The organism is Saccharopolyspora sp. NPDC047091 (genome assembly GCF_040643635.1).
GTDB lineage: Bacteria > Actinomycetota > Actinomycetes > Mycobacteriales > Pseudonocardiaceae > Saccharopolyspora_C.
Window position 1 is genome coordinate 1 of record NZ_JBEYUS010000039.1, and the last position, 26,814, is coordinate 26,814.

General features: G+C 71.7%; 29 protein-coding genes. 8 read left to right on the forward strand and 21 right to left on the reverse strand.

What is annotated here, in order from left to right; all coding sequences use genetic code 11:
- Positions 1–31: 31 nt before the first annotated feature.
- From ABZ805_RS17800 to ABZ805_RS17860, 13 genes are all read right to left on the reverse strand, one after another.
- Complete coding sequence (locus tag ABZ805_RS17800; RefSeq protein ID WP_358441109.1) at positions 32–877, reverse strand: zinc ribbon domain-containing protein; 846 nt, start codon at positions 875–877, stop codon at positions 32–34.
- Between the two features lie 491 nt (positions 878–1,368).
- A complete protein-coding gene (locus ABZ805_RS17805; RefSeq protein WP_358441112.1) occupies positions 1,369–1,938 on the reverse strand; it encodes a phage tail protein in 570 nt (189 codons plus the stop codon).
- Positions 1,935–3,899: a putative baseplate assembly protein gene (locus ABZ805_RS17810; RefSeq protein ID WP_358441115.1), complete on the reverse strand. Its 1,965-nt coding sequence runs from the start codon at positions 3,897–3,899 to the stop codon at positions 1,935–1,937. Before ABZ805_RS17810 ends, ABZ805_RS17805 begins: the two co-directional genes overlap by 4 nt.
- Entirely contained in the window at positions 3,899–4,321 is a 423-nt protein-coding gene (locus tag ABZ805_RS17815; protein ID WP_358441118.1) for a GPW/gp25 family protein, read from the reverse strand. The genes ABZ805_RS17810 and ABZ805_RS17815 overlap by 1 nt, the downstream gene beginning before the upstream one ends.
- Entirely contained in the window at positions 4,318–4,632 is a 315-nt protein-coding gene (locus ABZ805_RS17820) for a PAAR domain-containing protein (RefSeq protein ID WP_358441120.1), read from the reverse strand. The genes ABZ805_RS17815 and ABZ805_RS17820 overlap by 4 nt, the downstream gene beginning before the upstream one ends.
- A gap of 79 nt (positions 4,633–4,711) precedes the next feature.
- Positions 4,712–6,529: a VgrG-related protein gene (locus ABZ805_RS17825; protein ID WP_358441123.1), complete on the reverse strand. Its 1,818-nt coding sequence runs from the start codon at positions 6,527–6,529 to the stop codon at positions 4,712–4,714.
- Positions 6,529–7,248, reverse strand: coding sequence for a peptidase M23 (locus ABZ805_RS17830; protein ID WP_358441126.1), 720 nt, complete (start codon positions 7,246–7,248; stop codon positions 6,529–6,531). Before ABZ805_RS17830 ends, ABZ805_RS17825 begins: the two co-directional genes overlap by 1 nt.
- Positions 7,249–7,261: 13 nt before the next feature.
- Positions 7,262–7,690 (reverse strand): phage tail protein, encoded by a 429-nt coding sequence (locus tag ABZ805_RS17835; RefSeq protein ID WP_358441128.1) that lies wholly within the window; start codon positions 7,688–7,690, stop codon positions 7,262–7,264.
- A 14-nt stretch (positions 7,691–7,704) separates the two neighbouring features.
- Positions 7,705–10,602 (reverse strand): hypothetical protein, encoded by a 2,898-nt coding sequence (locus ABZ805_RS17840; RefSeq protein ID WP_358441131.1) that lies wholly within the window; start codon positions 10,600–10,602, stop codon positions 7,705–7,707.
- Positions 10,603–10,607: 5 nt separating this feature from the next.
- Positions 10,608–10,766, reverse strand: coding sequence for a DUF6760 family protein (locus ABZ805_RS17845; RefSeq protein WP_358441133.1), 159 nt, complete (start codon positions 10,764–10,766; stop codon positions 10,608–10,610).
- A complete protein-coding gene (locus ABZ805_RS17850) occupies positions 10,763–11,230 on the reverse strand; it encodes a hypothetical protein (protein WP_358441136.1) in 468 nt (155 codons plus the stop codon). Before ABZ805_RS17850 ends, ABZ805_RS17845 begins: the two co-directional genes overlap by 4 nt.
- Positions 11,227–11,667, reverse strand: coding sequence for a phage tail protein (locus ABZ805_RS17855; protein WP_224959754.1), 441 nt, complete (start codon positions 11,665–11,667; stop codon positions 11,227–11,229). Before ABZ805_RS17855 ends, ABZ805_RS17850 begins: the two co-directional genes overlap by 4 nt.
- Before the next feature lie 223 nt (positions 11,668–11,890).
- Positions 11,891–13,411: a phage tail sheath family protein gene (locus ABZ805_RS17860; RefSeq protein WP_358441139.1), complete on the reverse strand. Its 1,521-nt coding sequence runs from the start codon at positions 13,409–13,411 to the stop codon at positions 11,891–11,893.
- A gap of 234 nt (positions 13,412–13,645) precedes the next feature.
- On the opposite strand from ABZ805_RS17860, the gene ABZ805_RS17865 reads away from it, so the two are divergent.
- Positions 13,646–14,221: a DUF4157 domain-containing protein gene (locus ABZ805_RS17865; protein WP_358441142.1), complete on the forward strand. Its 576-nt coding sequence runs from the start codon at positions 13,646–13,648 to the stop codon at positions 14,219–14,221.
- 86 nt (positions 14,222–14,307) lie between these two features.
- On the opposite strand, the gene ABZ805_RS17870 is transcribed toward ABZ805_RS17865, so the two are convergent.
- The 3 genes from ABZ805_RS17870 to ABZ805_RS17880 form a co-directional block, all read right to left on the reverse strand.
- Complete coding sequence (locus ABZ805_RS17870) at positions 14,308–14,742, reverse strand: VOC family protein (protein ID WP_358441144.1); 435 nt, start codon at positions 14,740–14,742, stop codon at positions 14,308–14,310.
- Between the two features lie 159 nt (positions 14,743–14,901).
- On the reverse strand, positions 14,902–15,087 hold the full coding sequence (locus ABZ805_RS17875; protein WP_358441146.1) for a hypothetical protein: 186 nt from the start codon (positions 15,085–15,087) through the stop codon (positions 14,902–14,904).
- A gap of 8 nt (positions 15,088–15,095) precedes the next feature.
- Positions 15,096–15,329, reverse strand: coding sequence for a hypothetical protein (locus ABZ805_RS17880; protein WP_358441149.1), 234 nt, complete (start codon positions 15,327–15,329; stop codon positions 15,096–15,098).
- Between the two features lie 674 nt (positions 15,330–16,003).
- Between ABZ805_RS17880 and ABZ805_RS17885 the strand changes: the two genes are divergently transcribed.
- Positions 16,004–16,852, forward strand: coding sequence for a helix-turn-helix transcriptional regulator (locus ABZ805_RS17885; protein ID WP_358441152.1), 849 nt, complete (start codon positions 16,004–16,006; stop codon positions 16,850–16,852).
- Entirely contained in the window at positions 16,849–17,052 is a 204-nt protein-coding gene (locus ABZ805_RS17890; protein WP_358441155.1) for a DUF397 domain-containing protein, read from the forward strand. Before ABZ805_RS17885 ends, ABZ805_RS17890 begins: the two co-directional genes overlap by 4 nt.
- A 68-nt stretch (positions 17,053–17,120) precedes the next feature.
- Here ABZ805_RS17890 and ABZ805_RS17895 read toward each other — a convergent pair whose 3' ends face one another.
- Positions 17,121–18,182: an aldo/keto reductase gene (locus tag ABZ805_RS17895; RefSeq protein ID WP_358441229.1), complete on the reverse strand. Its 1,062-nt coding sequence runs from the start codon at positions 18,180–18,182 to the stop codon at positions 17,121–17,123.
- A 132-nt stretch (positions 18,183–18,314) separates the two neighbouring features.
- On the opposite strand from ABZ805_RS17895, the gene ABZ805_RS17900 reads away from it, so the two are divergent.
- Positions 18,315–19,145 (forward strand): helix-turn-helix transcriptional regulator, encoded by an 831-nt coding sequence (locus ABZ805_RS17900; RefSeq protein ID WP_358441158.1) that lies wholly within the window; start codon positions 18,315–18,317, stop codon positions 19,143–19,145.
- A gap of 580 nt (positions 19,146–19,725) precedes the next feature.
- A complete protein-coding gene (locus ABZ805_RS17905; protein ID WP_358441161.1) occupies positions 19,726–20,067 on the forward strand; it encodes a hypothetical protein in 342 nt (113 codons plus the stop codon).
- Positions 20,068–20,277: 210 nt separating this feature from the next.
- Here the strand turns inward: ABZ805_RS17905 and ABZ805_RS17910 are convergent, their stop codons facing one another.
- Entirely contained in the window at positions 20,278–20,913 is a 636-nt protein-coding gene (locus ABZ805_RS17910; RefSeq protein ID WP_358441164.1) for a TetR/AcrR family transcriptional regulator C-terminal domain-containing protein, read from the reverse strand.
- A 49-nt stretch (positions 20,914–20,962) separates the two neighbouring features.
- Here ABZ805_RS17910 and ABZ805_RS17915 point away from each other — a divergent pair, with 49 nt between their 5' ends.
- Positions 20,963–22,399, forward strand: coding sequence for an FAD-dependent monooxygenase (locus tag ABZ805_RS17915; protein WP_358441167.1), 1,437 nt, complete (start codon positions 20,963–20,965; stop codon positions 22,397–22,399).
- A 593-nt stretch (positions 22,400–22,992) separates the two neighbouring features.
- Here the strand turns inward: ABZ805_RS17915 and ABZ805_RS17920 are convergent.
- Entirely contained in the window at positions 22,993–23,391 is a 399-nt protein-coding gene (locus ABZ805_RS17920) for a hypothetical protein (protein ID WP_358441170.1), read from the reverse strand.
- Positions 23,392–23,546: 155 nt separating this feature from the next.
- On the opposite strand from ABZ805_RS17920, the gene ABZ805_RS17925 reads away from it, so the two are divergent.
- Both ABZ805_RS17925 and ABZ805_RS17930 read left to right on the forward strand, forming a co-directional pair.
- Positions 23,547–23,846: a hypothetical protein gene (locus ABZ805_RS17925; RefSeq protein ID WP_358441173.1), complete on the forward strand. Its 300-nt coding sequence runs from the start codon at positions 23,547–23,549 to the stop codon at positions 23,844–23,846.
- Positions 23,843–24,148: a hypothetical protein gene (locus ABZ805_RS17930; RefSeq protein WP_358441176.1), complete on the forward strand. Its 306-nt coding sequence runs from the start codon at positions 23,843–23,845 to the stop codon at positions 24,146–24,148. Before ABZ805_RS17925 ends, ABZ805_RS17930 begins: the two co-directional genes overlap by 4 nt.
- A gap of 6 nt (positions 24,149–24,154) precedes the next feature.
- Here ABZ805_RS17930 and ABZ805_RS17935 read toward each other — a convergent pair whose 3' ends face one another.
- Together ABZ805_RS17935 and ABZ805_RS17940 are read right to left on the reverse strand one after the other, a co-directional pair.
- The gene (locus ABZ805_RS17935) at positions 24,155–26,116 is read right to left on the reverse strand and encodes an ATP-binding protein (protein ID WP_358441179.1); all 1,962 of its coding nucleotides are present in this window, start codon (positions 26,114–26,116) and stop codon (positions 24,155–24,157) included.
- On the reverse strand, positions 26,113–26,805 hold the full coding sequence (locus ABZ805_RS17940; RefSeq protein WP_358441182.1) for a DUF4255 domain-containing protein: 693 nt from the start codon (positions 26,803–26,805) through the stop codon (positions 26,113–26,115). The genes ABZ805_RS17935 and ABZ805_RS17940 overlap by 4 nt, the downstream gene beginning before the upstream one ends.
- Positions 26,806–26,814 lie beyond the last annotated feature (9 nt).

Genomic DNA, 26,814 nt, shown 5'->3' on the forward strand with positions numbered 1-26,814 from the left:
GGAGGCGCGCCGACTTCGTGCGCGGGCCCGGTCACCGGGTGAAGAACTCGACGGCGGCGAGCGCGATGTGCTTCTGCGGGGTGAGGCCGCGGGCATCGAGGATGGTCACCCGCACCTGCGTGATGTCGCTGCGCCCGATGTCGAGGTCGAACCCCTCCGGCTGGTCGGGGATCTGCTCCCGGGTGGATTCGACCCGCCCCCGCTTGTCGGTGGTGGTGATCTCCACTTCGGAGGGGTGTGCTTCGGCGTAGAACTTCTCGACGTCCCGGGACTGCCCGACGGTGATGATCATTCCGACCAACCGGGTCGGCTTCTCGAGCTCGAACTCGATCCACTCGCCGGGGGCCGACGTTCCCCAGTACTCGTTCACGACGATGGTGGAGGCGTTCAGCGCGGGGTGGCCGGGGAGCTCGCTGCTGGCGGTGGTCTTCGAGATGGTGGCCGGCACGGGGGCGAGCGTCTTGTCCAGCACGTCCTGCACGAGCCACACGCCGAACGGCCAGAGCAAGTAGCCGGCCAGGACGATCGCGAGGACGGTGCCGAGGATCGCGATCCGGCGCCAGAGCCAGCGCAGTCGGCTGCGGTCCGGGCGCTGCCGCCAGCGGAGCCGGGTCGGTTCCTCGTCGGGGGCGGGGTTGAGCGGGGTGGCGCAGCGGACGCAGAACCGCCGGGTCGGCGGGTTGGGCGTCTTGCAGGACGGGCAGGGCGGCCCGTCCTCGGTGACGGGCGTGGGTTGCACGACCTGCTGTTCGGGGCGGGGCGCGACGGGTTTCGCCGGTTGCACTGCGGCGGGCTGCTCGTCGTCCGCTTCCTCGTCGCTCGCCGCGGCCTGCGCGGGAGCGGGGCTGGAAGTGGGGGCGGGTGGTCGCGGTGGCATCGCGGCCGGTGGGAGCGGAGCTCCCGGCGGGCCGGGCGGTGGTGCCCCGGCGGGTCCGGGGCCCGAACCGGGCCCGGGCCTGGGGCCGGGTCCTGGCGGGGGCGTGGAACTCGGGCCGCCGGGCCGTCCCGGTCCGGGTGGTGCTTGACCGTGGACCGGCCCGCTGCGCGGCGGTGCCTGCCCGGGGAACGGGCCGGGTGGTGCGGCTCGTCCGGAGCGGTCCGGCCCGGGTGGCCCCGGGGGTGGTACGCCTCGTCCGGGCTGCGGAGGCGCGGCGGGCGGTGGTGCCTGCCCGCCGGTCTGCGGAGGTGCGGCGGGCGGTGGCGCCTGCCCGCCGGTCCGGGGCGGTGCCGCCGGGCCGGATCCGCCGGGCCCCCCGGCACCGTCCCCCGCAGGCGGGGTCGACCGTTCCCAGCCGAGGTAGCTGCCGCAGTTGCCGCAGAAGTCGTCGGTCTCGGCGGTGCGGGCACCGCAGTTCGGACACGGTCGCATCAGCGTTGCCCCTGTTCTGGCGAGGGTGGCCCGGGCAGGACTTCGACGGTGCAGGTGAGGTGGATCGGGCTGACGGAGTCGACGAGCGCGGTGACCTGGGCGTGGTCCACGGCGGCGCGGCCGGGCCACACCTGCACGCGCACGGTGGTGTTCGGTTCGCCGCCGAGGACGTTGCCGGGCCGGGTGGACCAGGTGGCGCCGGGTCCGTCGAGGATCCGGCAGTGCACGCCGAGGCACAGCCACAGCCGGTGCGCGAGCCCGCGGGCGGTGCCCTTCCAGCGGTGCAGTTCGACGGCGCGGGCGACGACGGCGCGGCGCAGTTCCAGCGGCCAGTCCGGTTCGAGTTCGGTGGCGACCCAGGTGCCGAGCCAGGCCACGAAGTCCTCCGGTGCCAGCGCCGGGTCGAAGTAGTGCGCCAGGTTGTCCAATGTGGACAAGATGGGGGCGAGCACGTCGTCGAGACCCGCGGTGAACTGCTGCGCCAGCTGGTCGCCCGCGTACATCCCGGGCAGCTGTTCCCCCATCGGGTAGCGGCTGCGCAGTCCGGGTACCGCCGCCCGCCCCGTCATCGGGGCTCCGCGCCGTCGTGCGGGGCGACCACGACCTGGTGCTGGTGGGAGAACACGAGGGCGTGCGCGGGCAGGTCGATGCGGTCGGCGGGGGTGCCGCGCCTGCCGGTGATCGGATCGGCGGGGAACAGCCGAACCTCTTCGACGAGCCCGACGCCCTCGACGCGCTGGAGGACGGCGAAGATCTCCCCGACCTGCACGGGTCGGCCGAACGGCCAGCCGCCGCCGTCGACGCCGCCGCGCAGCGGGTTCAGGTACGTGTACAGCGCATCGAGGGCGTCGCGGTCGATCCGCCCGGTGTCGGCGCCGGTGGAGCGGAGCCGGGCCACGACGGTGATGCCCTGGTAGAACGGCGGTTCCACGACGATCCGCGCCCCCAGCAGCCTGCGTTCGTCGAGTCGCGAGGCGATGGTCGCCAGCAGCTGCTCGCTGGGGATGAGCTGCTCGAAGCGGATGCGATCACCGGTGTCGGCGACGGCGCCGGGCACGACGAGCAGCCGGGCGGCGCCGGGGTCCTGCTCGGCCGCGGCGGGCAGGCAGCGGATGCGGGCGGCGGCGGGTGCGGCTTGGCGGGCGATCTGCTCGTGGTCGGAGGCGGTGACGGCGCGCTCCTGCAGCTGCAGCTGGTGCGGGGCGCGGATCTTCGCCTCGGGGATGGTCTCGCCGTCGACGCCGCCGATGGCGGCTTCCCGGTTCTCCACCTCGGAGATGTAGGGCTCGGAGCTGCGCAGCACGGAGATGGCGCCGCGCGCGACGTTGCCGGCGCGGCCGCCTCCGGTGCGGTAGCGGGGAACGCGCACCTGGGCGCCCTTCGGCGGGACGGCGCCGTAGTACCGCAGCGACCCGTCGGCGAGCCGCACGGCCGGCGGGAATCCGAACTCGCCGGTGGTGGGGTCGAGGGTGACGTGCCGGTCGGCGGGACCGGAGCGGCCGAAGTGGTCGACGACGGTCCAGTCCTCCCAGCCGTCCTCGGTGGAGACCTGGACGACGACGGGGTCGCCATCGGTGAGCACCGGTGCGATGTCCGCGGTGAACCGCTGCCCGGGGACGCCCTCGGATTCACCGAGCGGCACGTCGGCGTGCGTCTCGGCGTGCTCGACGCCGGTGGTGCCGCCGACGGTGGAGACCTCGGCGATGCGGACGGTGGGGGATTCGGAGTAGAACGGCTGGTCCGGCACGGGCGCGGTGACGCGGCAGCGCAACCACCCGGCGCGCACCCCGGCGACGGTGGAGGGCGTGTGCCCGGGACCGATCTGCAGCAGCACCTCACCGGGCTTGTTGAGCCCGCCGGTGGTGTCCTCGAACGCCTCGCACTCGGCCCAGCGGGTGCCGTCCCACGCCTCCCACACCAGCGGCGGCTGACGAGGGTCGACGCCGATGCCTTCGACCTGGCTGTCGAGTTCGACGGCGATGACGCAACGCGGCACGGCACCGCTGAGCCCGAACAGCATGGCGTCGCCGACGGCGGGTTGGGCTTGGAAGCACGGAACGTCCTTGGCGGCTTCCAGATCGGCGGTGCGGTCCTCGATGGTGCCGGTGGCGGAGATCGTGACGAGGGTGCGCAGCTCGCACGGCACGATGGGCAGGTCCTGCTCGGTGGCGAACACGACTTCCCGGTCGGCTTCGGTGTGCGCGGTGGCGACCTCGGTGCCGCGGGGCAGCAGCACGGTCTCGTTCTGCGCGGCGGACAGCCAGAAGGTGACGTCTCCGCGCGCGGCGGTGGGCGGGAACAGCCGCACGCCCATCAGGTCGAGGAACGCGAGGTAGTTCTTCTCCGGCACCCGGTTGAGCCGGTAGACGAGCTGGTCGACCATGTGCGCGAAGGTCTCGATGAGCGTGACGCCCGGGTCGGAGACGTTGTGGTCGGTCCATTCGGGGGCGCGCTGCTGCACGTAGCGCTTCGCTTCGTCGACGAGCTGCTGGAAGCGCCGGTCGTCGAGGTTGGGCGTGGGGATCGCCATCAGGCCGCGCCTCCCGCTCCGGGTTCGCCGCCGTCTGGGATGGTGTAGAAGGGGAACACGAGGTTGCGGCGGTCGTTGGTGGACCGCAGCACGTAGTGCACGTCGATGTAGAGCACGCCTTCCTCGTCGGGGTCCAGGGCGATGACGACGTCCTCGACCTCGATGCGCGGTTCCCAGCGCTGCAGCGCGGACCGCACCTCGAAGGCGATGCGCCCGGCGGTCGCGCCGTCGGTGGGGGAGAAGACGTAGTCGTGCACGCCGCAGCCGAACTCGGGCCGCATGGGGCGTTCGCCGGGTGCGGTGCCGAGGACGAGGCGGATGGCCTCCTCGATCTCCTGCTCCCGCCCGACGAGGCCGATGCCGCCGGTGGGGGTGACGCGCAGCGGGAATCCCCAGCCGCGGCCGATGAACCGCTCGCTCACATCGGGCCCCCGATCAGGACGTTGGGGGCGCCGATCAGGACTTGCGCGCCGCAGGAGGACTTGTCGAGCATCTTCGCGGCGGGCATGCCGCCGATCAGCACGACGCCGCCGCGGGGCGGGCTGGGCAGCAGCACGTTCGCGGGGCCCAGCAACGCGTGCGGGGGGATCGGGCAGCCGACCGTGCACGTGGTGACGGCGGCCGGTTTGCCGCCGATGAGGACGGTCATGACCTTGGCGGCCGCGGGGCCCACCGGGGGGCCGACGGTGCCGCCGTGGCTGGTCGGGTCGCCGATGCGGGCTGCTGGGGCCATTGCGGTGCTCCTCGTGCTGGGCGGGTGCCGGTAGTGCCGGGGCGAGTTCCGGTGGTGCCGCGGGCGTGGTGCGCGGCGGTCAGTTGATCCGCACCATCGGTGCGTGCAGGGCGGCGGAGGCGGTTCCGCTGACGTCGGTCATCGCGCCCCGCACCGTGGTGCTCTGCATCGCGCTGACCGTGGCGTTGGAAATCGCGTCCACGTTGATGTTCTTGCCCTTGATGGTGATGTCGCCGGTGCCCGCGTCGAGCGTGATCCCCTTGTCGTCCAAGGTGATGGCGCGGTCCACGACCCGGCCGCCCGCCTTCTTCAGCGAGATCGCGATGCTCTTCGCCTTGTCGTCCATGCGGATCTCCAACCGGTCGTCCCCGCTGGCGATCCGCACGCCCGGCGGTCCCTTCTTGCTGTCGATCAGTTCGAGCCGGTGCCCGTCCCGGGAGACCAGCGAGCGCCACGCGACCTTCCCGCGTTCGATCAGCGGGAGCTTGTGCTCGGACGGCTTGTCCTTGCCGTTGTAGAGCCCGCCGAGCACGTAGGGCTTGTCCAGGCAGCCCTGTTCGAAGGCGACGAGCACTTCGTCCTTGACGCTCGGGGTGATCACGCCACCGCCCTGCCCGCCGAGCTGCACGGTGCGCGCCCAGTCGGAGGTGTACTTGGCGTCGAGCCACGGGAAGGTGAGCTTCACCCAGCCGCGGCCGCCCCCGGCGGGTTCCTGGACGTCGGTGACGATCGCGTTGACCACCCCCGGGATGCGCGGTCCCCGGTCGGGCGCGTTGGCCCCGGTGGCGAGCCCGGCCAGCGACCGGTCCGGGCTGGTGCTGACCTGCACGGTGGTGCGGTAGCCGAGGCTCGGTTCGATGACGTGCTGCACTGCGGTGGCGGTGTACTTGCCGGAGAACTTGTCGCCCGCGTTGCCGAGCGCGATCGGCACGCCCGCGCGGAGCTTCGGATCTCCTTCGACGACCGCTTCGATCTCGCCGAGCCCGGCGCTGGTGGCGGCCGACAGCGAGTCCGCCAGCGCATCGGCTTCGGCTCGGGTGCCGTAGGCCGTGTCGGTGACGACGGTGTCGTTCTTCTTCCCGAACTGCTTGATCGCCTCGGCCGGGGTCATGCCGGGAACGGTGGTCTTGCTCGGGGTGACGGGCTTCTTGGCGACGACGGGTTTCTTCGTCTTCACGTCCCAGCCGCGGACCTCCACGCTGCCGACCTGGTCGGTGGAGGTGAGCACCGCGCGCAGCGCCATCAGGTTCCGCCCGTACTCCAGCACGAACGGGCTCTTCGCCGCGGAGGTGGTGGGTGGGGGCGCCGAGGCGGCCGGGGTGAGCGGGGCGAAGTCGAGCTTGCCGGTCTCGTCGACGCGGACCGTGGCGCCGTGCTCCTGGGCGAGGTTCTGCAGGAAGTCCCAGTCGGAGATGTTGGGCTGGGCCAGCTGGGTGTAGGTGATCGGCTTGGCCTGCACCTTCCCGACCGTCAACCCGGCACCGACGGCGACCTTCTCCACGATGGCGTCGGCCTTCATGTTCTTGAACGCCACCACTTTCCGGCCGCGCAGCAACCGGTGCGCCTTGTTCATGGCCCGCACCACGGTGAACGAGCCGGTGCCGTCGGAGTCCAGTTCCAGCGCGGTGACCTCGCCGGCGAACAGCTTCTCCGGCTTCTTGTCGCCCGCGGTGGACATGGACACGGTCAGCTCGGTGCCGATGGTGATGGGGGTGGCGGTGAGCAGTTCGTGGTTCGGGTCCCGGAAGGTGAGGGTCGCCGCGTCGGGCAGTCCCACGTTCTCGTCGACGACGCAGGACACCAGCTGCGCCTGCCACTCCTTGGGCAGCTCGGCGGGGCACTTGATGATCGGATCGGCGGCGAACGACCTGCCGTCCTGGTCGGTGGACTTGCCCATCACGCACCGTCCTGTCCGGACTCGTCGAGGGCCGGGACGAGCAGTTCGCTGCCCGGCACCAGGACCATCGGGTCGTCGATCCCGTTGGCTTCGGCCACGTACCGCCACGCCGTCGCGTCGCCGTACTCGGTCCACGCGATCTGCGGGAGGCTGTCCCCGGCGATGACCCGGTGGGTGCGGCGCGCCGTGTCCGAGCCGGAGGTGGGGTTCTGGCCGGGGGTGTCGATGCTGGCTTCCTCGATGCCCAGCGAGCAGGTCGCGCGCAGCGGTTTGCCGTCGACGTCGAACAGCGAGTAGTTCACCGAGAAGCTGTTGAGCACCCCGTCGAACGAGGTGGTGCGAGCGGTGCCCCACTCGAACCGGATCCACGGGCTGGCCGGGGTCTTGGCGTCGATGCTCTTCGCGGTGGGCACGCAGGCCACCATGAGGTCTTCGACCTTCTGCTCCACCGAGTCGTCGTGCTTCTGGGTGGCGTCGAGGAACACCTCCAGCTGCAGCGACCGGGGGCCGCTGCCGACGAACTCGGGCAGCGCCGATTCGGCGGCCATCCGGGCCGGTTTGCGCCGCCACTCGGTGCTCTTGGTCAGCGCGAGCTTGTTCGGGTTGAACTGGAGTTTGACTCGCTTGAGCTCCTTTCCAGGTTTCGCGCCGACCTTGGCGGGCGGCTCCATGATGAGGATCTCGGCGCGGGCGAGGTTCTTGGCGCTGGTGGCGGCCATCCGGCTCCTCCTCTCAGGACGGTTGCAGGCCTTCGTGGGCGATCTCCAGGGTTTCGATCGCCGCCTGGGAGTTCGACGGGTCGAAGGACGGTCCCTGCCAGCTGACGGGCACGATGCCGATGACCTGCCAGCGGGCGATGGGTGTCAAGTTCGGCTGCAACGCGACGATCTCGCCGTTCTTGCGCTCGGCCTTGCGCATCGTGTCCGACAGCCACTTCGCGATCTTGGTGGTGTCCTTGGTGACGGGTCGGGTGAACGTGATGTTGGTCCAGGTGATGCGGGTGGGCAGCTGCCAGGAGAACGAGTTGTTGCCGCCTTCGGCGAACTGCTCCACCTCGACCTGCGCGCCGAGCCCGGAACAGGTGTGGAACCGGCCGAGGTCGTTGCCCGCGATGGCCAGCCGGAAGAACACGCTGCTGGCGAAGATGTCCTTGGACGACATCGGTTTGCTCCTTCTCAACGCCTGCGGTCGTAGGTGCGGCCGAACCGTTCGCGGCCGTGGCGCAGCTCGGTGCGCAGCAGCCTGCCGACCGGTTCGACGAGGCGGCGGGCGAGTTCGTCGACGTCCTGCCCGCCGCCGGTACCGGTGCTCTCATCGGAGTCGGAGTCGGTGCTCTCCTCGTGCTGCTCGGGGACGACGGTGACCGGGACTCCCGGTGGGACGCCGGGAACCTGCGGGGCGGGCTGGTCCTGCTTCGGTGCTTCCCGTGCGGGAGGCGGGGTTTCCGGGGCGGTGTTGCGCTGCACCGGCCGGGCCGTGCGCACCGGCGGCGGCGTCCCCGTTTCGTCCACTGTGGATTCCATCGGGATCGGTGGTGGTGCGGCCGCCGCCGCGGGGACGGTCGCCGAGGTGTCCGAGCGTTGCACCGGTGCCGGTTCGGCCGGTCGGTCGCCGGGCTCGCGGCGGGTCCAGCGCAGCGGCGCCACGGCCCGGTGCTCGGCCTGCGACGCCGTCGCGTTCGGCCGCGGCTGGTCCAGGCGGGTCCTGGTGGTCAGCGGCCGGGCCGTGAGCAGCGAGCGGGCCCGCTGCACCGGTGCGGCGGGGTGCGCCGGGCCGTGGTGCAGCCGGGGGACCAGGTCGGGTTCGTCCGGCGCGGTCGAGGAGTCCGGTCGTGCGCGCTGGACGGGGTGCGAGCCGGTGGGGACCTCGTGCTGGTCGGCGGGGGTGTTCGCGGTGGGCGGTGTCTCCGGCGCGGCCGCGCTGCTCGGTGCGGTGCGCCGCTGCACCGGGGTTGTGCCGTGCCGGGCGGTGGTGCTCGGGTGCGCTGGAGTGACCGCGTGGTGCGGTGTGGTCGATGGTCCCCGGGCGGCGCCGGACGGCTGCTGCGCGGCAGGACCGGGCGACCGCTGCGCGGTGGTGCCGGAGGGTTCCTGCGCTCCGGTGGCGCTCGGGACGGCCGGATTCCGTTGTGCGGTCGGCAGATCGGCGCTGGCCGAGTGCTCCGGCGTCGACTCCGCGGTGCCGCCGGCCGGGCGCGAGCGCTGGATCGTGGTGTCGCCGAGCAGCGGTGCGGTGCCCTCCGCGGTGCTGCTGCCCGTGCTGCCGTGCGGCGCGTCTCCGGCAGCGTCCGGGGTCCGGCTGCGCTGAACCGGAGTCGCCGGGCCGGTGCTCGCGGGCTGGGTGTTCTCCTGCCGGGAGCTCGCCGACCGGGAGATCGCGGGCGGGGAGCTCTCCTGCTGGGAGCCCGCGGGGTCGGCGCTCGCACCGGCGAGCGGAGTGGCGACCGGATCCGCCGGTGCGGGGTCGTCCGGCGTCGTCGCCTGCGGTTCGCGCTGCGAGCTCGTGGTGCGCTGGACCTGCGGGGCGTCGCCGAGCAGCGGCGCCGTCTCCGCACCGCCGGGGTCTACCGCGTCGCCTGGGCCGACCGCGCTGCCGGGACCTACCGCGCCGCCGGGCTCGCCCTGGCCGGGTGCGGGCAGGGTGCCGCCGGGGCGCAGCGGGGTCGCGGTCTCCGGCAGCCGCCCCAGCGGTTCGCCGAGGCCACCGCGGGAGCTCGGCGTGCTGCGCTGCACCTCGGTGTGCGTGGTGTTCGGGCGCTTCCGGCCGCGCGTGGCCGGGGAAGGACGCTCGGGCCGCTGCTCCGGGGCCGGTTCCGCGGCGCGCTGCACCGGTGGCGGTGCGGGGGAGCCCGTCGCATCGTGGTGCAGCGGCACCGCCCCGGACGGCATCCGCTGCACTGGCCCGCCCAGACCCGACTGCCCGGAAGCGCGGTCCGGGCCCAAGGTGGGGCGGGTGGACCCCGGAGCGGTCGATCCGGCTCCGGTGGTGGAGCCACCGGTCGCGGCCGTGCCGGGCGCGGTGCCGGAGTCCGCCGGTGTGCCGGGGGTGCTTGTGGCGGTCGGTCGAGACACGTCGGATCGTGCCGGTGGCGCACCGGAGTCGGCGTGGCGCTGCACCACGAGATCCACGTCCGAGCCCGGCGGCTCGGCACCCGTCGACGTCGCGGGCTGCACCGCATCCGCGGCGTGCGCGGTGGTCGCGGGCAGCCGGCGCGGGGTGAAGCGGGTGATCGGCCGCGCCCTGGTCAGCGGCGGCGCGAGCCTGCGCAGGGCGACCCGTTGCACCGCGCCCGAGCCGGGGGAGCCGCCTCCGGCCGGGGTGGCGGATACCGAGGCGGCGGAGGGCCCTGCCCCGGCGGACGTGGCGCCGGCAGCAGCGGTGCCGGCGGGCGCCGTGCCGGTCGAGCCCGTTCCCGACGGCGGAGGGCTGGACGAGGTCGCGCTGGACGAGCTCGGCGCGCCGGAGGTGGCCGCCGTGCCGGGTGAACCGGTGTTCCCCGACGATCCGCTCCCGGACGAACCGGTCGAGCCCGACCCGCCACCGGCCGGAGGACTCGCCGCACCACCGGACGCAGTCGGCGAACCCGCCGAACCGGAGCCGCGCCCCGCACCGCGCCCGGACATCGCCCCGCGCGCGGCGTCCCGGCCACGACCGGAGCCCCGGCCCGACGACCGCCACTGCACCGCCCGGCGCGAACGCGGGACGGCGGCTTCCGAGTCCGAAGTGGACTCCGATTCCGGTTGCACCCAGGTGAACTCCGCGTCGTCCGACCGCTGCACCGGCCGTCCGTCCGCGCGCGCCAGCCCGCGCATCACGCCGCTCGGCGCATCGCCGGAGAGCCGGTGTCCCAGCCCGCCGCCCAACACCCCGTGGTCCCGGAACGAGGCGACGGACGCGCGGAAGCGCTCGGGCCGGATCACCTCGCCCGAGTCGCGCTGCAGCACCCCGCGCATCGGCGCCGCGCTCCGCCAGCCACCACCCGGCTCCGCGGCGGGGGCGGCCGGCGCGGCGGGATCCGGCGCCGGGGCGTCGGCCCGGCCGAAGAGGCGGCGCAGTGCGGTCCAGCGGCTCATCCGGCTCACCTGCTCTCGTTCACCCGCGTGTTGATGCGGGCGATCTCCCGCACCCAACGCCCGCGTTCCAGGTGGTCCAGGTCCAAGATCTCCTCGCGGGTCCAGTGGAAGTGGTAGGCGATGTACGCGACCTCCTCGTGCAGCCGGTCGGCCGCGTACGTCACGATTCCCCCAGGCCGTCACCGGCCAGGTCGATCTCGAACCCCGTCCCGCAGGACGGGCAGGTCACCCCGGCGCGGGTGTGGCCCTCGCTGTTGATGCGGCGGTAGAAGTCCTGCAGGAACGCGATGTCGGTGGCGTACATGTTCTCCACCAGGCCGGAGTGCACGTCGGTGATGTCGCCGAGCCGCGTGATCACCTGGCTCAGCAGCACCACGCTCAGGTAGGCCGGGTTCTCCTTGACCCGCAGGTCGATCTGCGGGCGCAGCTCGTCGCGCGCCGTCGCCAGCCGCATCCGCCCGTGCCGGTGCAGCGTGCCGTCGGTGTGCCGGTAGCCGCGCGGCAGCTCGAACTCGAACTCGTCGTGCGGTGCTTGCGGCACGGGGCGTGCGGCGGTGGCCGTGGTGGTGTCGGGCTTGCGGGCTCTGAACTGGTCCAGATCGTCGAGCGAGTTGACCCGCCGCCTCATTCGACCTCGATCCGCTCGAAGGTGATCGTGGCCTTCTCGGTCGCCGCGTTGGACTCGCCCGCGTTGAGGCCGGGGCCTTCCCACTTGCTGACCCACGCGTCGTAGAGCTGGATCCGCCGCACGACGGTCCCGTTCGGTTCCATCACCTCGATGGTCAGGTTCTCCCGCGCGTCCTCGACCTCGCCGTCGGACACCGTCTTCTTGAGCCACTTGGTGAACTCGGGGCTCTCGGTCATGCCGCGGGTGATCGTCACCTCGCCGCCCTTGTGCCCGCCGGGCTGCTTCTTGTTCATCATCTTGCCGGTGTCGGTGACCTGCTGGGTCTCGACCACGTCCTGTTCGACGGTCAGGCCGCTGACCTCTTTGATGGACTCGACCGTGACCCCGCCCAGCTGCACGCCGAACCGGTGGACGGAAAGACTGTCGCCTTCTGCCATGACTGATGAGTCCTTTCGGGAAATGGTCTGCGTAGCGGGTCGGGTGGCGGAACCTCAGCGGGTTCCTCGCTGCGGGATCTTTTTCCCAAGTGGCTCCGCCACGAGGGAAAAAGCTGTCCTCGCGAGGAACCCGCTGAGAACCCGCGGCGGTGCCGGTGTCTCGGGTGGTCGCTGCTCAGCGGCTTCGCCGCTGACAGGACACGGACGAGAACCGGCTGACGGGTCACTCGCTCAGGAGGCTGGAGCTGTCGGAGAACTGGCTGAGGCGGAAGATGACGAACTCGGCGGGTTTCACCGGGGCCACGCCGATTTCGCAGACGACCTGGCCGAGGTCGATGGATTCCTGCGGGTTGTTCTCCCGGTCGCACTTCACGTAGAAGGCTTCGGCCGGGGTGCGGCCGAACAGGGCGCCGTCGCGCCAGGTCTGGGTGAGGAATGCGCTGATGTTGCGGCGGATGCTGGACCACAGCCGGTCGTCGTTCGGCTCGAACACCACCCACTGGGTGCCGATCAGGATCGACTCCTCCAGGTAGTTGAACAGCCGCCGCACGTTCAGGTAGCGCCACGCCGGGTCGGAGGACAGGGTGCGGGCGCCCCAGATGCGGATGCCGCGGCCGGCGAACGCGCGCACGCAGTTCACGCCGACCGGGTTGAGCAGGTCCTGCTCGCCCTTGCTGAGCGTGGTCTCCAGGTCCACGGCGCCGCGGATCACCTCGTTCGCGGGTGCCTTGTGCACGCCGCGCTCGGTGTCGTTGCGCGCCCACACCCCGGCGACGTGCCCGCTCGGCGGCACCATCTTGTTGCGGCCGGAGGACGGGTCGAACACCTTGATCCACGGGTAGTACAGCGCCGCGTAGTTCGAGTCGTAGCCGGCTTCGTCCATCCGCCAGGTCCGCACCTGCTGCGCGTTCAGCCCGGGCGGGGCGTCGAGCAGGGCGACGCGGTCGCCGAGCTGCTCGCAGTGCGAGATCGCCGCCAGTTGCACGGTCTTCACGCCTTCGGCATCGATGAGGCCGCGCTGGTGGGCGCTCATCAGGTCGGGGACGGCGACGATGGTGATCTCGTCGATGGTCTCCAGGCCGCCGAACCCGGTGCGGGCGGCCAGATCGCCCACGTACTCCCGCGCGTCGAGCTTCGCCGGGGTCGTGGCGCTGGGCGGCGTGCCGGGGACGGTGATGCTCTGGTTGTCGGGGCGGGCGAGGGTGCCGCTGGACTGCTCGGTGACCTCGATGAGCTTCGAGTGCTCCTTGACCTGGGTCACCACGTAGCTCTTGACGTTCTTGCGGGTGGAGACGTCGTGGGTTTCGGCGACCTTGCCGCCTTGGCGCACCACGAGCTTGAACCGGTCGTCCGGCGGGTTCTCGCCGTCGGCGTCGGCGACCTCCACGGTCACGTCGGAGGTGGTCGCGGACAGCGCGGAGACCTGCAGGCCGCCCAGCTCCACCGGTTTCGGCGCGGGCGTGGCGGGCGCCGCGGCCTCGGACGGGCCGCCGATGCGCACCACGTAGGCGGAGCCGCCGCCGTTGGCGAAGTAGCCGTAGACGGCGTGCGCGAGGTACCCGTCGTCGAAGCCGCCGAAGTGCTGCACGTACTGGTTCCAGTTCGTGACCAGCGTCGGCTGGTGGAAGGGCCCCTGCGGCGCGAAACCGACGAAGGCGGCCACCGCGGTCCCGACCCCTTCGATCGGCCTGGCCCCGCTCTGGACTTCCTCCACGTACACGCCAGGGGACAGGTACGACGGCATGCTCGCTCCTTCGTCTGCGGCGTTCGTGCACCCAGAGCTTTCGCCACCGCCCGGCCGCGCCGCCATGTCCGCTCGACCTGCGCCGAGGGCAGCACGAGTGCCTTCTCGGGCAACCCGGCGTTGCCTCGGCAGGCAGGCGTGGGTGGTTGCCCCGCCCTCTGCCCTTCCGGGCATTCCCGGTGCGCGGCCGGGTCAGGTAGGAGTGGTGCCGTTGCCGGGTCAGGAGGAGGGGCCATGCGGGAGCACGAACAGCACGAGACGGCGAAGTCCGCGGCGAAACCCGAGCGCACGACCCGAGCACCCGAGCACTCCGGCGGCGCCGAGGAACTGCTGCACCTCCAGCGCACCCTCGGCAACGCAGCCGTGGCCCGGCTGGTCCAGCGGCGGATGGCGCCACCGGAACCCGCTCCGGAGCCGGCCCCGGAGCCCGCCTGGTCGGGCGAGGACGTGTTGAAGTCGTCCGGGAAACCGATGGACGCGCCGGTGCGGCAGGAGATGGAGACCCGGTTGGGGGCGGACTTCTCCGACGTGCGGCTGCACACCGGCGCCACCGCGCAGCGCTCGGCCACCGAGATCGGCGCGCGGGCCTACACCTCCGGCAACAACGTGGTGCTCGGCTCCGGCGCCTCGGACAAGCACACCCTGGCCCACGAGCTCACCCACGTCATCCAGCAGCGCTCCGGCCCCGTCGCGGGCACCGACAACGGCAGCGGCCTCAAGATCTCCGACCCGTCCGACCACTTCGAACGGGCCGCCGAAGCCAACGCGCACCGCGCCATGCGCGACCCGCTGGAGGATTCGGAATCCTGATCCGCGCACCAGGTGAATGGCCCATTCGCCCACTCAGCACGGTCCGATGGGCCATTCACCTGGGCGCATCCGGGTGACAGGCCCGCTCAGCCGAGCGGCTGGGCGAGGGCGACGATGACGCCCGCGGGGCCGCGGACGTAGCAGAGCCGGTAGGCGTCCTCGTACTGCGCGATTTCGCCGACCAGCTCACCGCCGTGACCGCGCAGCCGCGCCACCGAGTCGTCCACGTCGTCCACCGCGAACATGACGCTGCGCAGTCCCAGCGCGTTCGGCGGCTCCGCGTCCCCGCCGATCGCGGCCGGGTTGCGGAAGTTCGTCAGCTCCAGCTGACCGTGCCCGTCCGGGGTCCGCATCATCACGATGTCGACCCGGACGTCGTCGATCCCGTTGACCCGGTCCACCCACGGCCCCTCGACGGGAGTGCGGCCCGCCTCCTCCATCCCGAGCTCGGTGAAGAACGCGACGGCACCGTCGAGATCCTCGACGTTCACCCCGACATGGTCCATTCGCAGAATCGCCATCCGGTGACGGTAGAGGCGATCACCCACGTTCGGCGCGGAACACGGCCGTCACAATTCGGGGTCGTCGCGTGATTCGCCCGCGCCGTTCTCGTCGAGCTGGATGCGTGCGCCGTCGGGGCGGTGGATCCGGTTCGGCTGCCCGGTTCGTCGTCCGCTCGGTCAGAGCTCTTCGAGGCCGTGCAGCACGCGTTCGTAGAGCGCGATGGTGCGATCCGGGGTGGTGTCGGCCTGAAGATGACCGGTCAGGTGGAGGACGTACCCGGTCGATCCAGGTCGGGAGAGGAGACCGGGGCGTCGGCTGGGCGGGAACGCCGAGTTCGGGTCGGTCGGGAGCAGTTCGGGCATCGCGGGGCTCAGAGGCGGGGGTTGTTCTTGGCCCAGGTGTGGGCTTTTCGGGCGACGTCGTGGTCGTTCACCCAGGGCTGTGCGACGGGAACGGTGTCGATGAGGGCGTGGTCGCCGCGGTCTCCGCGCCGGTCGCCGGAATGCACCGTGAAGACCGGGTCGGGGCGGCCCCAGCGCACGGTGATGTCGCGACCCGGCTCGTAGTGCCAGGCGCAGGGAAGCCCGTAGGCCCTGGGAATCATGGGGCGTCCTGGAGGAGCGGCCGTCCGGGCCTCCGCTCGGACGGGAGGGGAAGCTCGGACGGAGAGGGAGTTCGGGCAGCTCGAGGGAAAACGGGAATCCGGCCGCACGACGGGGGAGGGAAAGTCGTGCGGCCGGACGTTCCGGGCCGCGCTCGGGGATGACGCGGCCCGGCCCGGAACCGGCACCGGTCGAGGGGCGTCGTCAGGTGCCGGTCCGCCCGGCGGGACGTCGGTGGGCATCCCGCCGGGAACCGGTGGATCAGTGGAACCCCGTCGGCCACCCGAGTTCGGGGGCACCGGCGGCCGACGGGCGATCACCCACCGGAGCATCGGCACGGCGGGCGACCGGGACCGCTATCCAGCCGTCACCGGTCGGAGGGTGGAACGAGAAATGCGCAGTCGGGTCAGAACGCCGGAGTTCTCCGCTGTGGCAACGCTTTCCGGCGATGCCGAAGGCAGTGGGCGGAGCGCTCGTAGCAGACGTCCATGCGCCGTACCTCCTACGACTGGTCGGCTGCGCGAGGGAGATCCGCGCCGACGGGAAGATGAGATCCACCAAGGTGGTACCAAATGGTTCACTCGGTCCTGAACAAGATCTCAGCTGCCGGAAAGATCGCGCAATTCCCTGATCGGGGGACATATAAGTGCAGTTCGGAGTGCTTATGATTTGGTACATGGCTGGTACCACTCCGAAGGCGCGCGCGATCGGCGCCGAACTGCGCAAGGTAAGGAAAGCCGCCGGGTTCACGCTGCGGCGGCTGGCCGTCGAACTCGGCACATCGCACGCGTCGGTGTCGAGATGGGAGACCGGGGCGCGCACGCCGCGACCGCACGACGTCGCCGCGTACCTGGCGCGGGTCGGCGCCGGCGCCGACCTCCGCGAAGAACTCGTTGAGCTCGCACAGGACCCGGACGGATCCCACTGGCTCTCGGTCGGCATGCCGGATCAGCAGCGGCAGGTCGCGACCCTGCTGGAGATCGAGCGCGAGGCGGCGAGGATCACCACGGTGTCACCGCTGTTGATTCCGGGACTTCTGCAAACGGCTGAATACGCGCGTTCGATCATGAACCTCGCCGGGGTCCCGACCGACGAGATCGATACCCGAGTAGCAGTGCGGGTGGGGCGACGCGATGTCATCGCGGGGAGGAATCCCGCACAGTTCCGGGCGTACGTGGGAGAAGCCGCGCTGCGCACGATCATCGGTGGCCCTGCAGCGATGTCCTACCAACTGGAGCAGTTGGTGCAGTTCGGGCAGTGGGACAACGTCGAGCTCCAAGTGGTGCCGCTTCGCGCTGATTGGCATCCAGGGATGGAAGGGCTCTTCTCGATCGCCTCGTTCGGTGACGGCCGAGATCCCGTGGTGCACCTGGAAAATCGGATCTCAGGGTTGTTCCTGCATGAGACCGCCGAAGTCTCCGCCTACGAAGAAGCACTTGGCAGGATGGACGAAGTGGCGTTGAGTCCGGCAGAGTCGACCAAGTTCATCGTCGGCATCATCGAGGAGGCGGAGGCGACGGTATGACGGTGCGGCAGGAGATTCCCAGCGGCTGGCGGAAGTCGAGCCGGAGCAGCCAGACCGACAGCTGCGTCGAAGTCGGCCGGGTGACCGGTGGTGCTGCGGTCCGGGATACCAAGGATCGGGGCGCGGGTCACTTCACGGCGACCAGCGCGCAGTGGTCGGCGTTCGTGGGCGCGATCAGGCACGGCCGCTTCGACGCGTGAGTCGCGAGGACGAGCCCTGGCGGAGGAATCCGCCGGGGCTCGTCCCGTAACGCGTGCCGCTGCGCTCGTCAGCGTGGTGCGAGCTTCAGGTCTCCCGCGGTGGCCTGGCGGATGTGGTCGCCGGCGAGCATGTCGTGCGGCAGGCCGAGTTCGATCGCGCTCGCCGCGTTGAGGCGGGACAGCTGGGTTTCGGTGAGCTCGACGTCGAGGGCGCCGAGGTTGTCCACCAGCTGCGCGGTCGTGCGGGCACCGATGATCGGCGAGGTGACGGCCGGGTTCCGCAGCGTCCAGGCCAGCGCGACCTGGGCGGGGCTGTGCCCGATCTCGGTGGCGACGTCCCGCACGGTCTCGGCGATGGCGAGGTTGCGTTCGGTGACGGTGCCGAGGGCGTGGTTGAACTCCTTCCGGTTGCTGCCGTCGTTCGCGCTCCCGCCGCCGGTGAGGTCCGCGCGGGTGTACTTGCCGGTGAGGACGCCGCCGGCCAGCGGCGAGTACGGCACCACGCCGAGCCCCATCTCGCGGGCCATCGGGATCAGGTCGCGTTCCCCGCCGCGCTCGACGAGGTTGTACTCGATCTCCAGCGCGATCAGCGGTGACCAGCCGCGCAGGTCGGCGATGGCCTGCATCCGCGACACCTGCCAGGCGGGGGCGTTGGAGATCCCCACGTACAGCACCTTGCCGCTGCGCACCAGGTCGTCGAGCCCGCGCAGGATCTCCTCGACGGGCGTCGTGAAGTCCCAGACGTGCAGGTACAGCAGGTCGAGGTGGTCGGTGCCGAGCTGCCGCAGGCTCGATTCGACGGAGCCGACCAGGCTCTTGCGGTGCGCGCCGCGCGAGTTCGGGTCGCCGGGCCTGCGCAGCGTCGTGTACTTCGTCGCCAGCACCAGGCGTTCGCGGTCGTGGCGGGTGAATTCGCCGAGGAGCCGTTCGGAGCTGCCGTCGGTGTAGGTGTTGGCGGTGTCGATGAAGTTGCCGCCGCGCTCCACGTAGGTGTCGAACAGCGCGCGGGATTCGTCCCGCCCGGCGCCCCATCCCCACTCGGTGCCGAAGGTCGCCGCGCCCAGCGCCAGCGGCGAGACCCGCAGCCCGGAGCGGCCCAGCGGCCGGTAGGTGTCCAGGGTGAGCGGCATCGCGTCCTGCTGAGTTCCCATCGTGTTCTCCCGTGTTCGTCGTGCTCCGACGAGCCTCCGCCGACGCGGGGAGGGGGGTAAGGGAAGGCACTTCCTGGGAACACCGGTCCTACCCCGGCTGTTGGAGGTGTCATGACGCCCAGCACGGTGGATCCGACGCAGGAATTGGCCGCGTTCCTGCGGACCCGGCGCGAACGCCTGGACCCGGACGACTTCGGCCTGCCGAAGCGGCGGTCCCGCCGGACTCCGGGATTGCGCCGCGAGGAGGTCGCCGAGCTGGCGGGGATCAGCATCGACTACGTGGTGCGGCTGGAGCAGGCGCGCGGGCTGCGGCCCTCGGCGTCGGTGGTGGAGGCGCTGGCCAGGGCGCTGCGGTTGAACCCGGACGAACGCGCCTACCTGTTCGCCCTCACCCGGCACTACCCGCGCGGCTCCGACGGTGTCGCCACCGCCGCGGCGCCGCCGCTGGCCAGGTTGGTCGACGACCTCTCGCCGCTGCCCGCGATGCTGATGAACCACCGCTTCGACGTCCTCGCCTGGAACGCGGAGATGGCGGGGCTGCTGCTGGACTTCGGCTCGCTGCCCGCGCCGCACCGCAACGCGATGTGGTTGTGCCTGGCGCACCCGGAGATCCGCGAGTACTACGTCGACCGCGAGCGCGTCCTCCGCGAAGGCGTCGCCCACCTGCGCACCGCGTGGGCCGCGCACCCCGAGGACCGGGCGCTCACCGACCTCATCACCGAGATCACCGAGCAGGACGCGGAATTCGCGCGCCTGTGGTCGCAGCGCGACGTCAAGCTCAACGGCCGCGGTGGCAAGGCGATGCGGCATCCCCGGCTCGGCCCGATCGACGTGCACTTCGAAGTCCTGATGCCCCTGCAGGACTCCGACCAGCGCCTCATGATCTGCCGCCCGGCCGACGAACCCACCCGCCGAGCCCTGACGCGACTCCCGAACCGCTGACCCCCGCACAGCCGAGGCCTACCCGGACTAAGTGCAACGGTTTCGCGCGTGCCGGGTGGTGAAGTTCGGCCGATCGCGCGCATGAGTGGATTGGCTGACGTCGATCCGATGTCGGGGCTCTGCTCGTCGTCTCGTTCACGTGAAGACGACGCTGCAAGCGCCTTCGACGTACGTCCGGTGATGGGTCCGCAGATCTCAAGGAGGTGCGAGAGACCGGAAAATTCATCCTCTCGGTACGGGAACCGAACGATTGATCAAGCCTGTTTCGAGCAACAGCTCATCTTCTTCTCAGAGGTGGCTCGTTCGGGGAAATGGGGGTGTCGGGATCATGTTCGCGTAGGCAGAGGAGGATGATGGGATATTGGAAGAAACATCCGCGCAAAGACATGGAGAAGGTCCTCGAAGTCTTCCACCGGCACGGTTGGCGCATTGAAGATCCGCCCACGTACTACCGGGTGAAGTGTCCATGCGGGGATCACCAGCGTTCGATCCACCTCACGCCCAGCAATCCCGAATACGGACGGCAGGCGCTAAGCTGGCTCCATCGGCAACCGTGCACACCGAACGAAGGAGGCTCCAAGTGACGGTCGGCGTACTGATCCACTGGCAGTTCAGTGTGCAGAGCAGCACTGTCGACCTGTTCGATCACGGCGACCGGCTCACCGAGGCGCTCCTCGAACAGGAGGTGTGCACTCCTGAGCTCGCCGACTCGGCGGTGTCCGTCGACCGAGGCCGGGGGCTCGTGGAGGTCGAGGCGAGCGCCAAGGCGGACTCCGTCGACGAAGCCATAGCGGTCGGGCAGTCAGCCATCCGGGCTGCCTTGCACGCCTGTGGCGTGAGCACCCCGTTCTGGCCGTCGCACGACGACTTGCTGACTCTGATTCCGCGGAAGCTGGCGACCGAGGAGCAGGCGGTTTCCTGAACCGAATCCCAGCCCGCCGAATGACAACGGCGTGGCTTCGGTGCGAATGGTCGGGGCGAGAAGTGTCGTTACCTCACGCGCGCGGATGGGCCGCGTGATTTTCCTGCCGGGGCTGGTCGTCCGCACGGCCTGCACCTGCGGGACGGCTCCCAGCTCACGGCCGAGGTCGGCGTCGTCGAACCGCGTCGCGTTGAGGGCTCGGTGACGTGTTCATGTCGAGTCTCGGCCAACGATCTTGCCGGAGCTTCCTGCCAGCAGCCGCCGGATTCCGTCTTCGAAGCGGTCGTCGAAGGTGTCGGTGGCGAGGGTGTGCAGCGAGGCGATCAGCGCCGGGTGGGTTTCGGGGTCCGCGGCCCGGGCGAGCCGGTCCTGGTCGGCGTCGCCGGTGGTCTGCTGCTCCTGCGTGAGGCCGAGGGTGAAGTAGACGAGCGCGTAGAAGATTCGGGTGGCGGCCACGGGATCGTCATGCGATTCGCGGAGGGCGGCGAGCAGCGCTTCGCCGAAGCGCAGCGTGTGCGGTTCGGGGACGTGGGTGCCGGTGACGAGGGCCGCGCCGTCGCGGTGGGCGAGCAACGCGCCCCGGTAGCGGCGGATCAGCTCGCCCGCGCGCTCGTCGGCGGCCTCCGGCAGGCCGGTGTGGTCGATGGTGCCGACGACCGCGTCCGCCATCAGCTCCAGCAGCCGCTTCTTGGTCTTGACGTGCCACAGGACGGTGTTCATCTGCACGCCGAGCCGGTCGGCGACCGCGCGCACCGTCACGGCGTCGAGGCCTTCCTCGGCCAGCAGCCGCATGGCCGCGTCGACGACGTCCGCCGGGCTGAGCGCCGCTCGTTGCGCCTTGGTCATTGACCTAGTTTACTGGAGATGGCCATTGGTCACTGACTAAGGAGTGCTCGTGGAAGACGTCGTGATCGTCGGAGCCGGGCCCACCGGGCTCTGGCTCGCCGCGGAGCTTCGGTTGCAAGGGGTGTCCGCGACCGTCCTGGAGGCGAAGCGCGAACCGGAACCGCACTCGAAGGCGCTCACCCTCCACCCGCGGACGATCGAGATCCTGGGCATGCGCGGCATCGCCGACGACTTCGTCGACGCGGGGATTCCGCTGCCCACCGGCCACTTCGGCGCGCTGGACACGCGGCTCGACTTCCGCGAGCTCGACACGCCCTACCCGTTCACCCTGTTCCTGCCGCAGGTCCGCACCGAAGAACTCCTGACCGCGCACGCGCGCGAGCGGGGCGTGCCGATCCACCGCGGGCATCGGGTCACGGGCCTGGAACAGGACTCGGACTCCGTACGCATCGAGGTCGAGGGGCCGTCCGGGCCGTACCGGCTGGCGGCCCGCTACGTCGTCGGCTGCGACGGAACCCGCAGCACCGTGCGGACCTCCGCCGGCATCGGATTCCCCGGCACCGGCACCACGATCTGGGGCTGGCTCGCCGACGTCGTCCTCGCCGACCCGCCCGCCGGAGCGATCAGCGAATTCGGGCCCGACGGCGGCGTGCTGGCCGTTCCGATGCCCGGTGGCCGCACCCGGTTCGTCGGCATCGCCCCGGAAGACCACGTGGCCGAGCATCCCGGCGAGCTGACCACGGCGGAAGTGCGGGACAAGCTGGAACGCGCGCTGGGCACGGACTTCGGGCTGCACTCGCCGAGCTGGACCTCCCGGTTCGGCAACGCCACCCGGCAGGCCGACGCCTACCGGCGGGGGCGGGTGCTGCTCGCCGGGGACGCCGCGCACATGCACTTCCCGACCGGCGGAGTCGGGCTCAACGTCGGATTCCAGGACGCCACCAACCTCGGCTGGAAGCTCGGCGCCACGCTCAACGGCACCGCCGACGCCGGACTGCTGGACGGCTACCACGCCGAACGGCACCCGGTCGGCGCGGACCTGCTCGACTCCACCCGGGCGCAGACCGCGCTCATGACCACCGGTTCCGTCGAAGGCCTGGCACTGCGCGGATTCCTGTCCGGCATGATCCGCGACATCCCCGAGTTCTCCCGGGCCCTCGCCGAACGCCTCGGCGCGCTCGACGTCCGATACCCGGCCGCCTACTCCGCGCACCCGCTGACCGGGCGGCGCGCGCCGAACCTGGCGTTCGCGGACGGCGGCGAGCTGTTCCCCCTGATGCGCGGCGGAAACCACGTGCTGCTCGACTTCACCGCCGCCGGAGCCGGCACCGCGCTGCCACCCGGAACGCGGCGGCACCGGACCGAGCTGCGCGGCGCCGCCGAACCGTGGGCGAACGCCGAGGCCGTGCTCATCCGCCCCGACGGCCACGTCGCCTGGGCCGTCGACGACGCCGCCGCCCACCGCTCCGGCTCCGCCGCGGCGTGAGTAACCTGACCAGACCGAACGAAAACGGCCCTACCGCCAAGCAAAACCCCAGCTCAAGAAGTATCAGCCCCGCGCACGCGGGGATGGACCGTAGCGGAGGGACGGGCGGTTCGACTCGGCGAAATCGGCCCCGCGCGCGCGGGGATGGGCCACCGAGCGGGTGACGGTGTGCGGGCGGGGGTGCATCGGCCCCGCGCCCGCGGGGATGGGCCTCCCGACGAGATCGCCCCGATGGACCCGATCACATCAGCCCGCGCACGCGGGGATGGACCCTCGGTGAGGACCAGGCGGGTGTCGGCGTCGTTCATCGGCCCCGCGCACGCGGGGATGGACCGGCGCGCAGCAGGTCGTGCATGATCCAGCCGCGATCAGCCCCGCGCACGCCGGGATGGACCCGTGGGGCCGATCACCTGTATCAAGCCCATCGAATCGGCCCCGCGCAAGCGGGGATCGACCACCGCGCCAGTGGTGGAGTGCGAGTGCCGGGGATCGGTGAGCGCGCGGGGTGGGCGTGTTCCGGGGGAGGTTCGTTCTCGTTCGCTCGCGTGGGGCGGCCGCCGGTGGTGCAGTGCTGATCGGGGGCGTGGGGGCCGCTACCGCCGCTCGTCGTCCTGGACGATCCAGGGCATGTTCTCCGGTTCGGCCCGGCCGGGCAGGTGTGCGTTGAGCACCGGGGGCAGCCAGGTCGTGATCGGCACGCCGAGTTCGGCGGACCACCGCTCCAGCAGCGCGGCCTGCTCGGTGTCCGGGTGGAGGCGGACCTGCACCGGACCGGAGCCGAGGTAGTGCACCTCGTCCTTGGCGTGCGGCGACCGGAGTCGCGCCCGCGCGCCGCGCACCACGTCCGGCACCCGGTCGCGCACCGCCCCGATCGCCTCGAACACCACCGCGGTGGCCGTGCGCCCGTCCGCGCAGCAGGTGTCCAGCCGGGCCTGCAGCGCGTCCGACACGAACACCGTCCAGGGCGCCGATCCGCCCTCCCACATCGCCATGTCGGGATGTCTACCAAACGGTGCTCCTGGCTTCCTGGCCGAGCCGCGCGGGGCCGGTGGCGGCCTCGGCGGGCCTTGGACCGGCACATGTGGGTATTGCCCACCTGCCCACTGGTGGCATACTGGCCGAGAGGCCTACGAGCAGGGGAGAACGCATGGGCGCGATAGCTGAAACCGATGCCGACTTCGAGCGCATCGCCGAGGTCGAAGCCGATGAGCGTTCCCGCATCGCGCTCGGGCGCGCGGGCGTGCGCCGGAAAGACCGCTACCTCGTGTTCAAGAACGAGGGAACCGGTGAGATCCGCATGATTCCGATGGCCAGCGTCCCCGCCCGCGAAATGATCATTTGGGAGAACGACGAGCTCCGCAACTCCTTGCTGCAAGGGCTCGCGGACAGCTCGGCCGGACGCATCTCCTACCGGGATGACTACTTGGAAGGCGACGACGACGAGTGAGCGCGCCCCCGTTCATCCTGGCTTACTCCGCTCAGGCGCAGAAGGTCATCGAAGATCTGCAGCGGCCGCGCCACAAGGAGAAGTGGACGAAAGTTCGCAAGACCTTGCGGCTGTTGCGCGACATCGGCCCATCGCACCCGGGGCTCCAATCCCACAAGTACCACTCGATCACCGGGCCGGACGGTGAGGGCGTGTGGGAGTCCTACGTCGAGAACCACACTCCGGGTGCATGGCGAATCTGGTGGACGTACGGCCCAGGAGTGGACGAACTGACGATCATCACGGTCGGTCCGCACCCGTAGGAGCGCCTACTCGAATTCGGCGTCGAAGGTGAGGCGGCCGAGTTTGGCGTACTCCTGATGGATGGCGGTGCGGAGGTCGGTCATCGCGACCGGGCGGTCGGCTTCGGCGGCGAGGTAGGCGGCGGTGACGGCGCAGGCCCGGATGGAGCCGCCGGCGAGTTCGAAGTGCTCGGCGCAGAAGTCCAGGTCGAGGTCGTCGGCCCGGGGGAGGGCGTCGCCGAGGGTGCGGTGCCAGAGGGCGCGGCGCTGGGCGGGCTCGGGCATCGGGAAGTCGGCGATGACGTCCAGGCGGCGGGTGAAGGCCTCGTCGAGGTTGGCGCGCAGGTTCGTGGTGAGCACCGCGATGCCGTCGAAGGACTCCATCCGCTGCAGCAGGTAGGCCGATTCGACGTTGGCGTAGCGGTCGTGCGCGTCCTTCACCTGGGAGCGCTTGCCGAAGATCGCGTCGGCCTCGTCGAACAGCAGGACGCCGTTCACCCCGGCGGCTTCGGTGAAGATGCGCTCCAGGTTCTTCTCCGTCTCACCCACGTACTTGTCGACCACTGTGGACAGATCGACGACGTAGAGCTCCATGCCGAGGTCGGCGGCCACCACCTCGGCGGACATCGTCTTGCCGGTGCCGGACTCACCGGCGAACAGCGCGACCACGCCGCGGCCGCGACCACCGCCGGGCCGCATCCGCCACTCGCCGAGCACCCGGTCCCGGTGCCGGGCGCGCACCGACAGCTCCGCCAGCGCCCGCGTCGTCCGCTCGGGCAGCACCAGGTCGTCCCAGGTCACGCCCGGTGTGATGCGGCGGGCCAGGCGTTCCAGCCCGGCGCCGTTCTGCGCGCGCACCCCCGCCCGCAGGTGGCCGGGGTCGAGCGGCCGTCCTTCGAAGCGGGCCAGCCGGGTCGCCACCGACGCGGCGCGGCGCACCTGGTCGGTGCCCAGCCGGTACGCGCTCAGCGGTGCGACGTCGACGTCCCCGGCGCCCGCCTCGGCGAGCGCGCGGCGCCACTGCGCGCTCCGGTCCGGTTCGGGCAGCACGATCGACAGCGGCGCCTGCCGCGCCCAGGTCGGGTCCCAGCCGCCGGAACCGTGCAGCAGCAGCGGAATCCGCTCCGACTCGTCCAGCAGCCGCCGCACGGTGCGCGCGGATTCGTTGCGGGGCAAGGATTCCAGCGGACCGAGCACTACGCCCGCCCGCCGCAGCCGCGCCTCCCGCGCCAGCTCCGCCACCGGGGGCTCGGCTTCGGCCGCCAGCGCCGTCGCATCCAGCACCAGTGCCGCGCGTCCGCTCACCGCCAGCGCGTCCACCGCCTGCTGCTCGGCGCCCGCCGCACCGCGCAGGTGCACCGCGCCGATGCCGGCGTCCAGGCCGGTGGCGAGGCGTTTCGCCAGCTCCGCCGGTTCCGCCACCGGCTCGTCCACCACCCGCGCCAGGCCGCGCAGCACCGGGTCCGGCTCGTCCCCGCCGAGCAGGTGCGCCACCACCCGGTCCGGCACCCGCAGCGTCCTGGTCAGCAGCGGCCGCTCCGGCTCCTGCACCTCCAGCAGGCCGCCCGCGACCAGCGGCGCCTCGGTGGCGAAGCGGAACCGGTCCGCGCCCGCCGTCGGCATCCCGCACAGCTCCAGCACCATGCCCGCCGTCGCCCGTCGCCGCGTCACGTCGTCGTTGAGGTAGCCGTAGAGCCGCTCGAACCGGGCGTCCAGCTCGGGGGCCAGCGCGACCAGCAGGAACTCCACGTCCCACGCGTCCAAGCCGAAGTCCGCGGCCAGCCGAGCCAGCCGCGCGCCCGGCTCGGCGACCTCGACCGGCTCCGCAGACCAGGACGCCGACGGGGATGCCAGCACCCGCCGCACCATCTCCTCGGTGAGGTACAGACCGCGGTACGGGTCGTCGCGGTCCGGGTCGGCGCGGGCGTCCAGCGCGGCCCGCACCCGCTGCTCCACCGCGCGCAGCCGCTCCCACAGCTCGCCGCTCACCGCGGGCCCCGCATCCGGCGGCGGCCCTCCGGGCGCGGCTTCGGTGAGGAGAACCCGTCGCCTTCGGCGCCGGTGCCGTCGTAGCGCAGGTGCCGCTGCTCGTCGGCGGGCCCCTCCGGGAACGAGGCCCGGCCGCGCAGCGCCATGCCCTCCGTGACCGGCGGGCCGACCGGGCGCAGCACGCCCGCCAGCGGCGCGGTCACCCGCAGCGAGAGCGACGGCTTCAGCTCGCCGCCCAGCGCCGACCACACGTCCGTCGGCGACCGGTTCTCCGCCAGCTCCCCGCCCGTCTCCAGCGACACCGCCAACCCGAGCTCGCCCAGCGAACCGGTGCGCCACTGCGGATCCAGCGCCTCGTACCGGATGAGGCCGCGCAGCGCCCGCGCCAGCAGCCGGTGCTCGTCCTGCGGGCGGTTCGTCCACGCCGTCACCAGGTAGGACAGCTGGAACCAGCGCGGCGGGTCGAACCGGCCCACGATCTCGCCGGACTCGTCGAACCGGTCCACCGCACCGGAGTGGCGCAGACCGGGCTGCTCGCGGATGTCGTAGAGGAACACGTTCACCGTCGGCGCGTTGCGCTTCGCCGCCCAGTCCGTGGTGGGCGGGTCGAACGCGAGCTCCACCCCGGAACCGGGCACGCCCTCCTCGGCCAGCAGCAACCGCAGGCCCTCGTCGACTTCGTGGATCATGCTGCCTGC

What these genes read in the sequence shown, in the direction of transcription:
- ABZ805_RS17800 (WP_358441109.1), bottom strand. Translation starts at nt 877, where the DNA reads ATGCCACCGCGACCACCCGCCCCCACTTCCAGCCCCGCTCCCGCGCAG.
- ABZ805_RS17805 (WP_358441112.1), bottom strand. Translation starts at nt 1,938, where the DNA reads ATGACGGGGCGGGCGGCGGTACCCGGACTGCGCAGCCGCTACCCGATG.
- ABZ805_RS17810 (WP_358441115.1), bottom strand. Translation starts at nt 3,899, where the DNA reads ATGGCGATCCCCACGCCCAACCTCGACGACCGGCGCTTCCAGCAGCTC.
- ABZ805_RS17820 (WP_358441120.1), bottom strand. Translation starts at nt 4,632, where the DNA reads ATGGCCCCAGCAGCCCGCATCGGCGACCCGACCAGCCACGGCGGCACC.
- ABZ805_RS17825 (WP_358441123.1), bottom strand. Translation starts at nt 6,529, where the DNA reads ATGGGCAAGTCCACCGACCAGGACGGCAGGTCGTTCGCCGCCGATCCG.
- ABZ805_RS17830 (WP_358441126.1), bottom strand. Translation starts at nt 7,248, where the DNA reads ATGGCCGCCACCAGCGCCAAGAACCTCGCCCGCGCCGAGATCCTCATC.
- ABZ805_RS17835 (WP_358441128.1), bottom strand. Translation starts at nt 7,690, where the DNA reads ATGTCGTCCAAGGACATCTTCGCCAGCAGCGTGTTCTTCCGGCTGGCC.
- ABZ805_RS17840 (WP_358441131.1), bottom strand. Translation starts at nt 10,602, where the DNA reads ATGAGCCGCTGGACCGCACTGCGCCGCCTCTTCGGCCGGGCCGACGCC.
- ABZ805_RS17850 (WP_358441136.1), bottom strand. Translation starts at nt 11,230, where the DNA reads ATGAGGCGGCGGGTCAACTCGCTCGACGATCTGGACCAGTTCAGAGCC.
- ABZ805_RS17855 (WP_224959754.1), bottom strand. Translation starts at nt 11,667, where the DNA reads ATGGCAGAAGGCGACAGTCTTTCCGTCCACCGGTTCGGCGTGCAGCTG.
- ABZ805_RS17860 (WP_358441139.1), bottom strand. Translation starts at nt 13,411, where the DNA reads ATGCCGTCGTACCTGTCCCCTGGCGTGTACGTGGAGGAAGTCCAGAGC.
- ABZ805_RS17865 (WP_358441142.1), top strand. Translation starts at nt 13,646, where the DNA reads ATGCGGGAGCACGAACAGCACGAGACGGCGAAGTCCGCGGCGAAACCC.
- ABZ805_RS17870 (WP_358441144.1), bottom strand. Translation starts at nt 14,742, where the DNA reads ATGGCGATTCTGCGAATGGACCATGTCGGGGTGAACGTCGAGGATCTC.
- ABZ805_RS17875 (WP_358441146.1), bottom strand. Translation starts at nt 15,087, where the DNA reads ATGCCCGAACTGCTCCCGACCGACCCGAACTCGGCGTTCCCGCCCAGC.
- ABZ805_RS17880 (WP_358441149.1), bottom strand. Translation starts at nt 15,329, where the DNA reads ATGATTCCCAGGGCCTACGGGCTTCCCTGCGCCTGGCACTACGAGCCG.
- ABZ805_RS17885 (WP_358441152.1), top strand. Translation starts at nt 16,004, where the DNA reads ATGGCTGGTACCACTCCGAAGGCGCGCGCGATCGGCGCCGAACTGCGC.
- ABZ805_RS17890 (WP_358441155.1), top strand. Translation starts at nt 16,849, where the DNA reads ATGACGGTGCGGCAGGAGATTCCCAGCGGCTGGCGGAAGTCGAGCCGG.
- ABZ805_RS17895 (WP_358441229.1), bottom strand. Translation starts at nt 18,182, where the DNA reads ATGCCGCTCACCCTGGACACCTACCGGCCGCTGGGCCGCTCCGGGCTG.
- ABZ805_RS17900 (WP_358441158.1), top strand. Translation starts at nt 18,315, where the DNA reads ATGACGCCCAGCACGGTGGATCCGACGCAGGAATTGGCCGCGTTCCTG.
- ABZ805_RS17910 (WP_358441164.1), bottom strand. Translation starts at nt 20,913, where the DNA reads ATGACCAAGGCGCAACGAGCGGCGCTCAGCCCGGCGGACGTCGTCGAC.
- ABZ805_RS17920 (WP_358441170.1), bottom strand. Translation starts at nt 23,391, where the DNA reads ATGGCGATGTGGGAGGGCGGATCGGCGCCCTGGACGGTGTTCGTGTCG.
- ABZ805_RS17925 (WP_358441173.1), top strand. Translation starts at nt 23,547, where the DNA reads ATGGGCGCGATAGCTGAAACCGATGCCGACTTCGAGCGCATCGCCGAG.
- ABZ805_RS17940 (WP_358441182.1), bottom strand. Translation starts at nt 26,805, where the DNA reads ATGATCCACGAAGTCGACGAGGGCCTGCGGTTGCTGCTGGCCGAGGAG.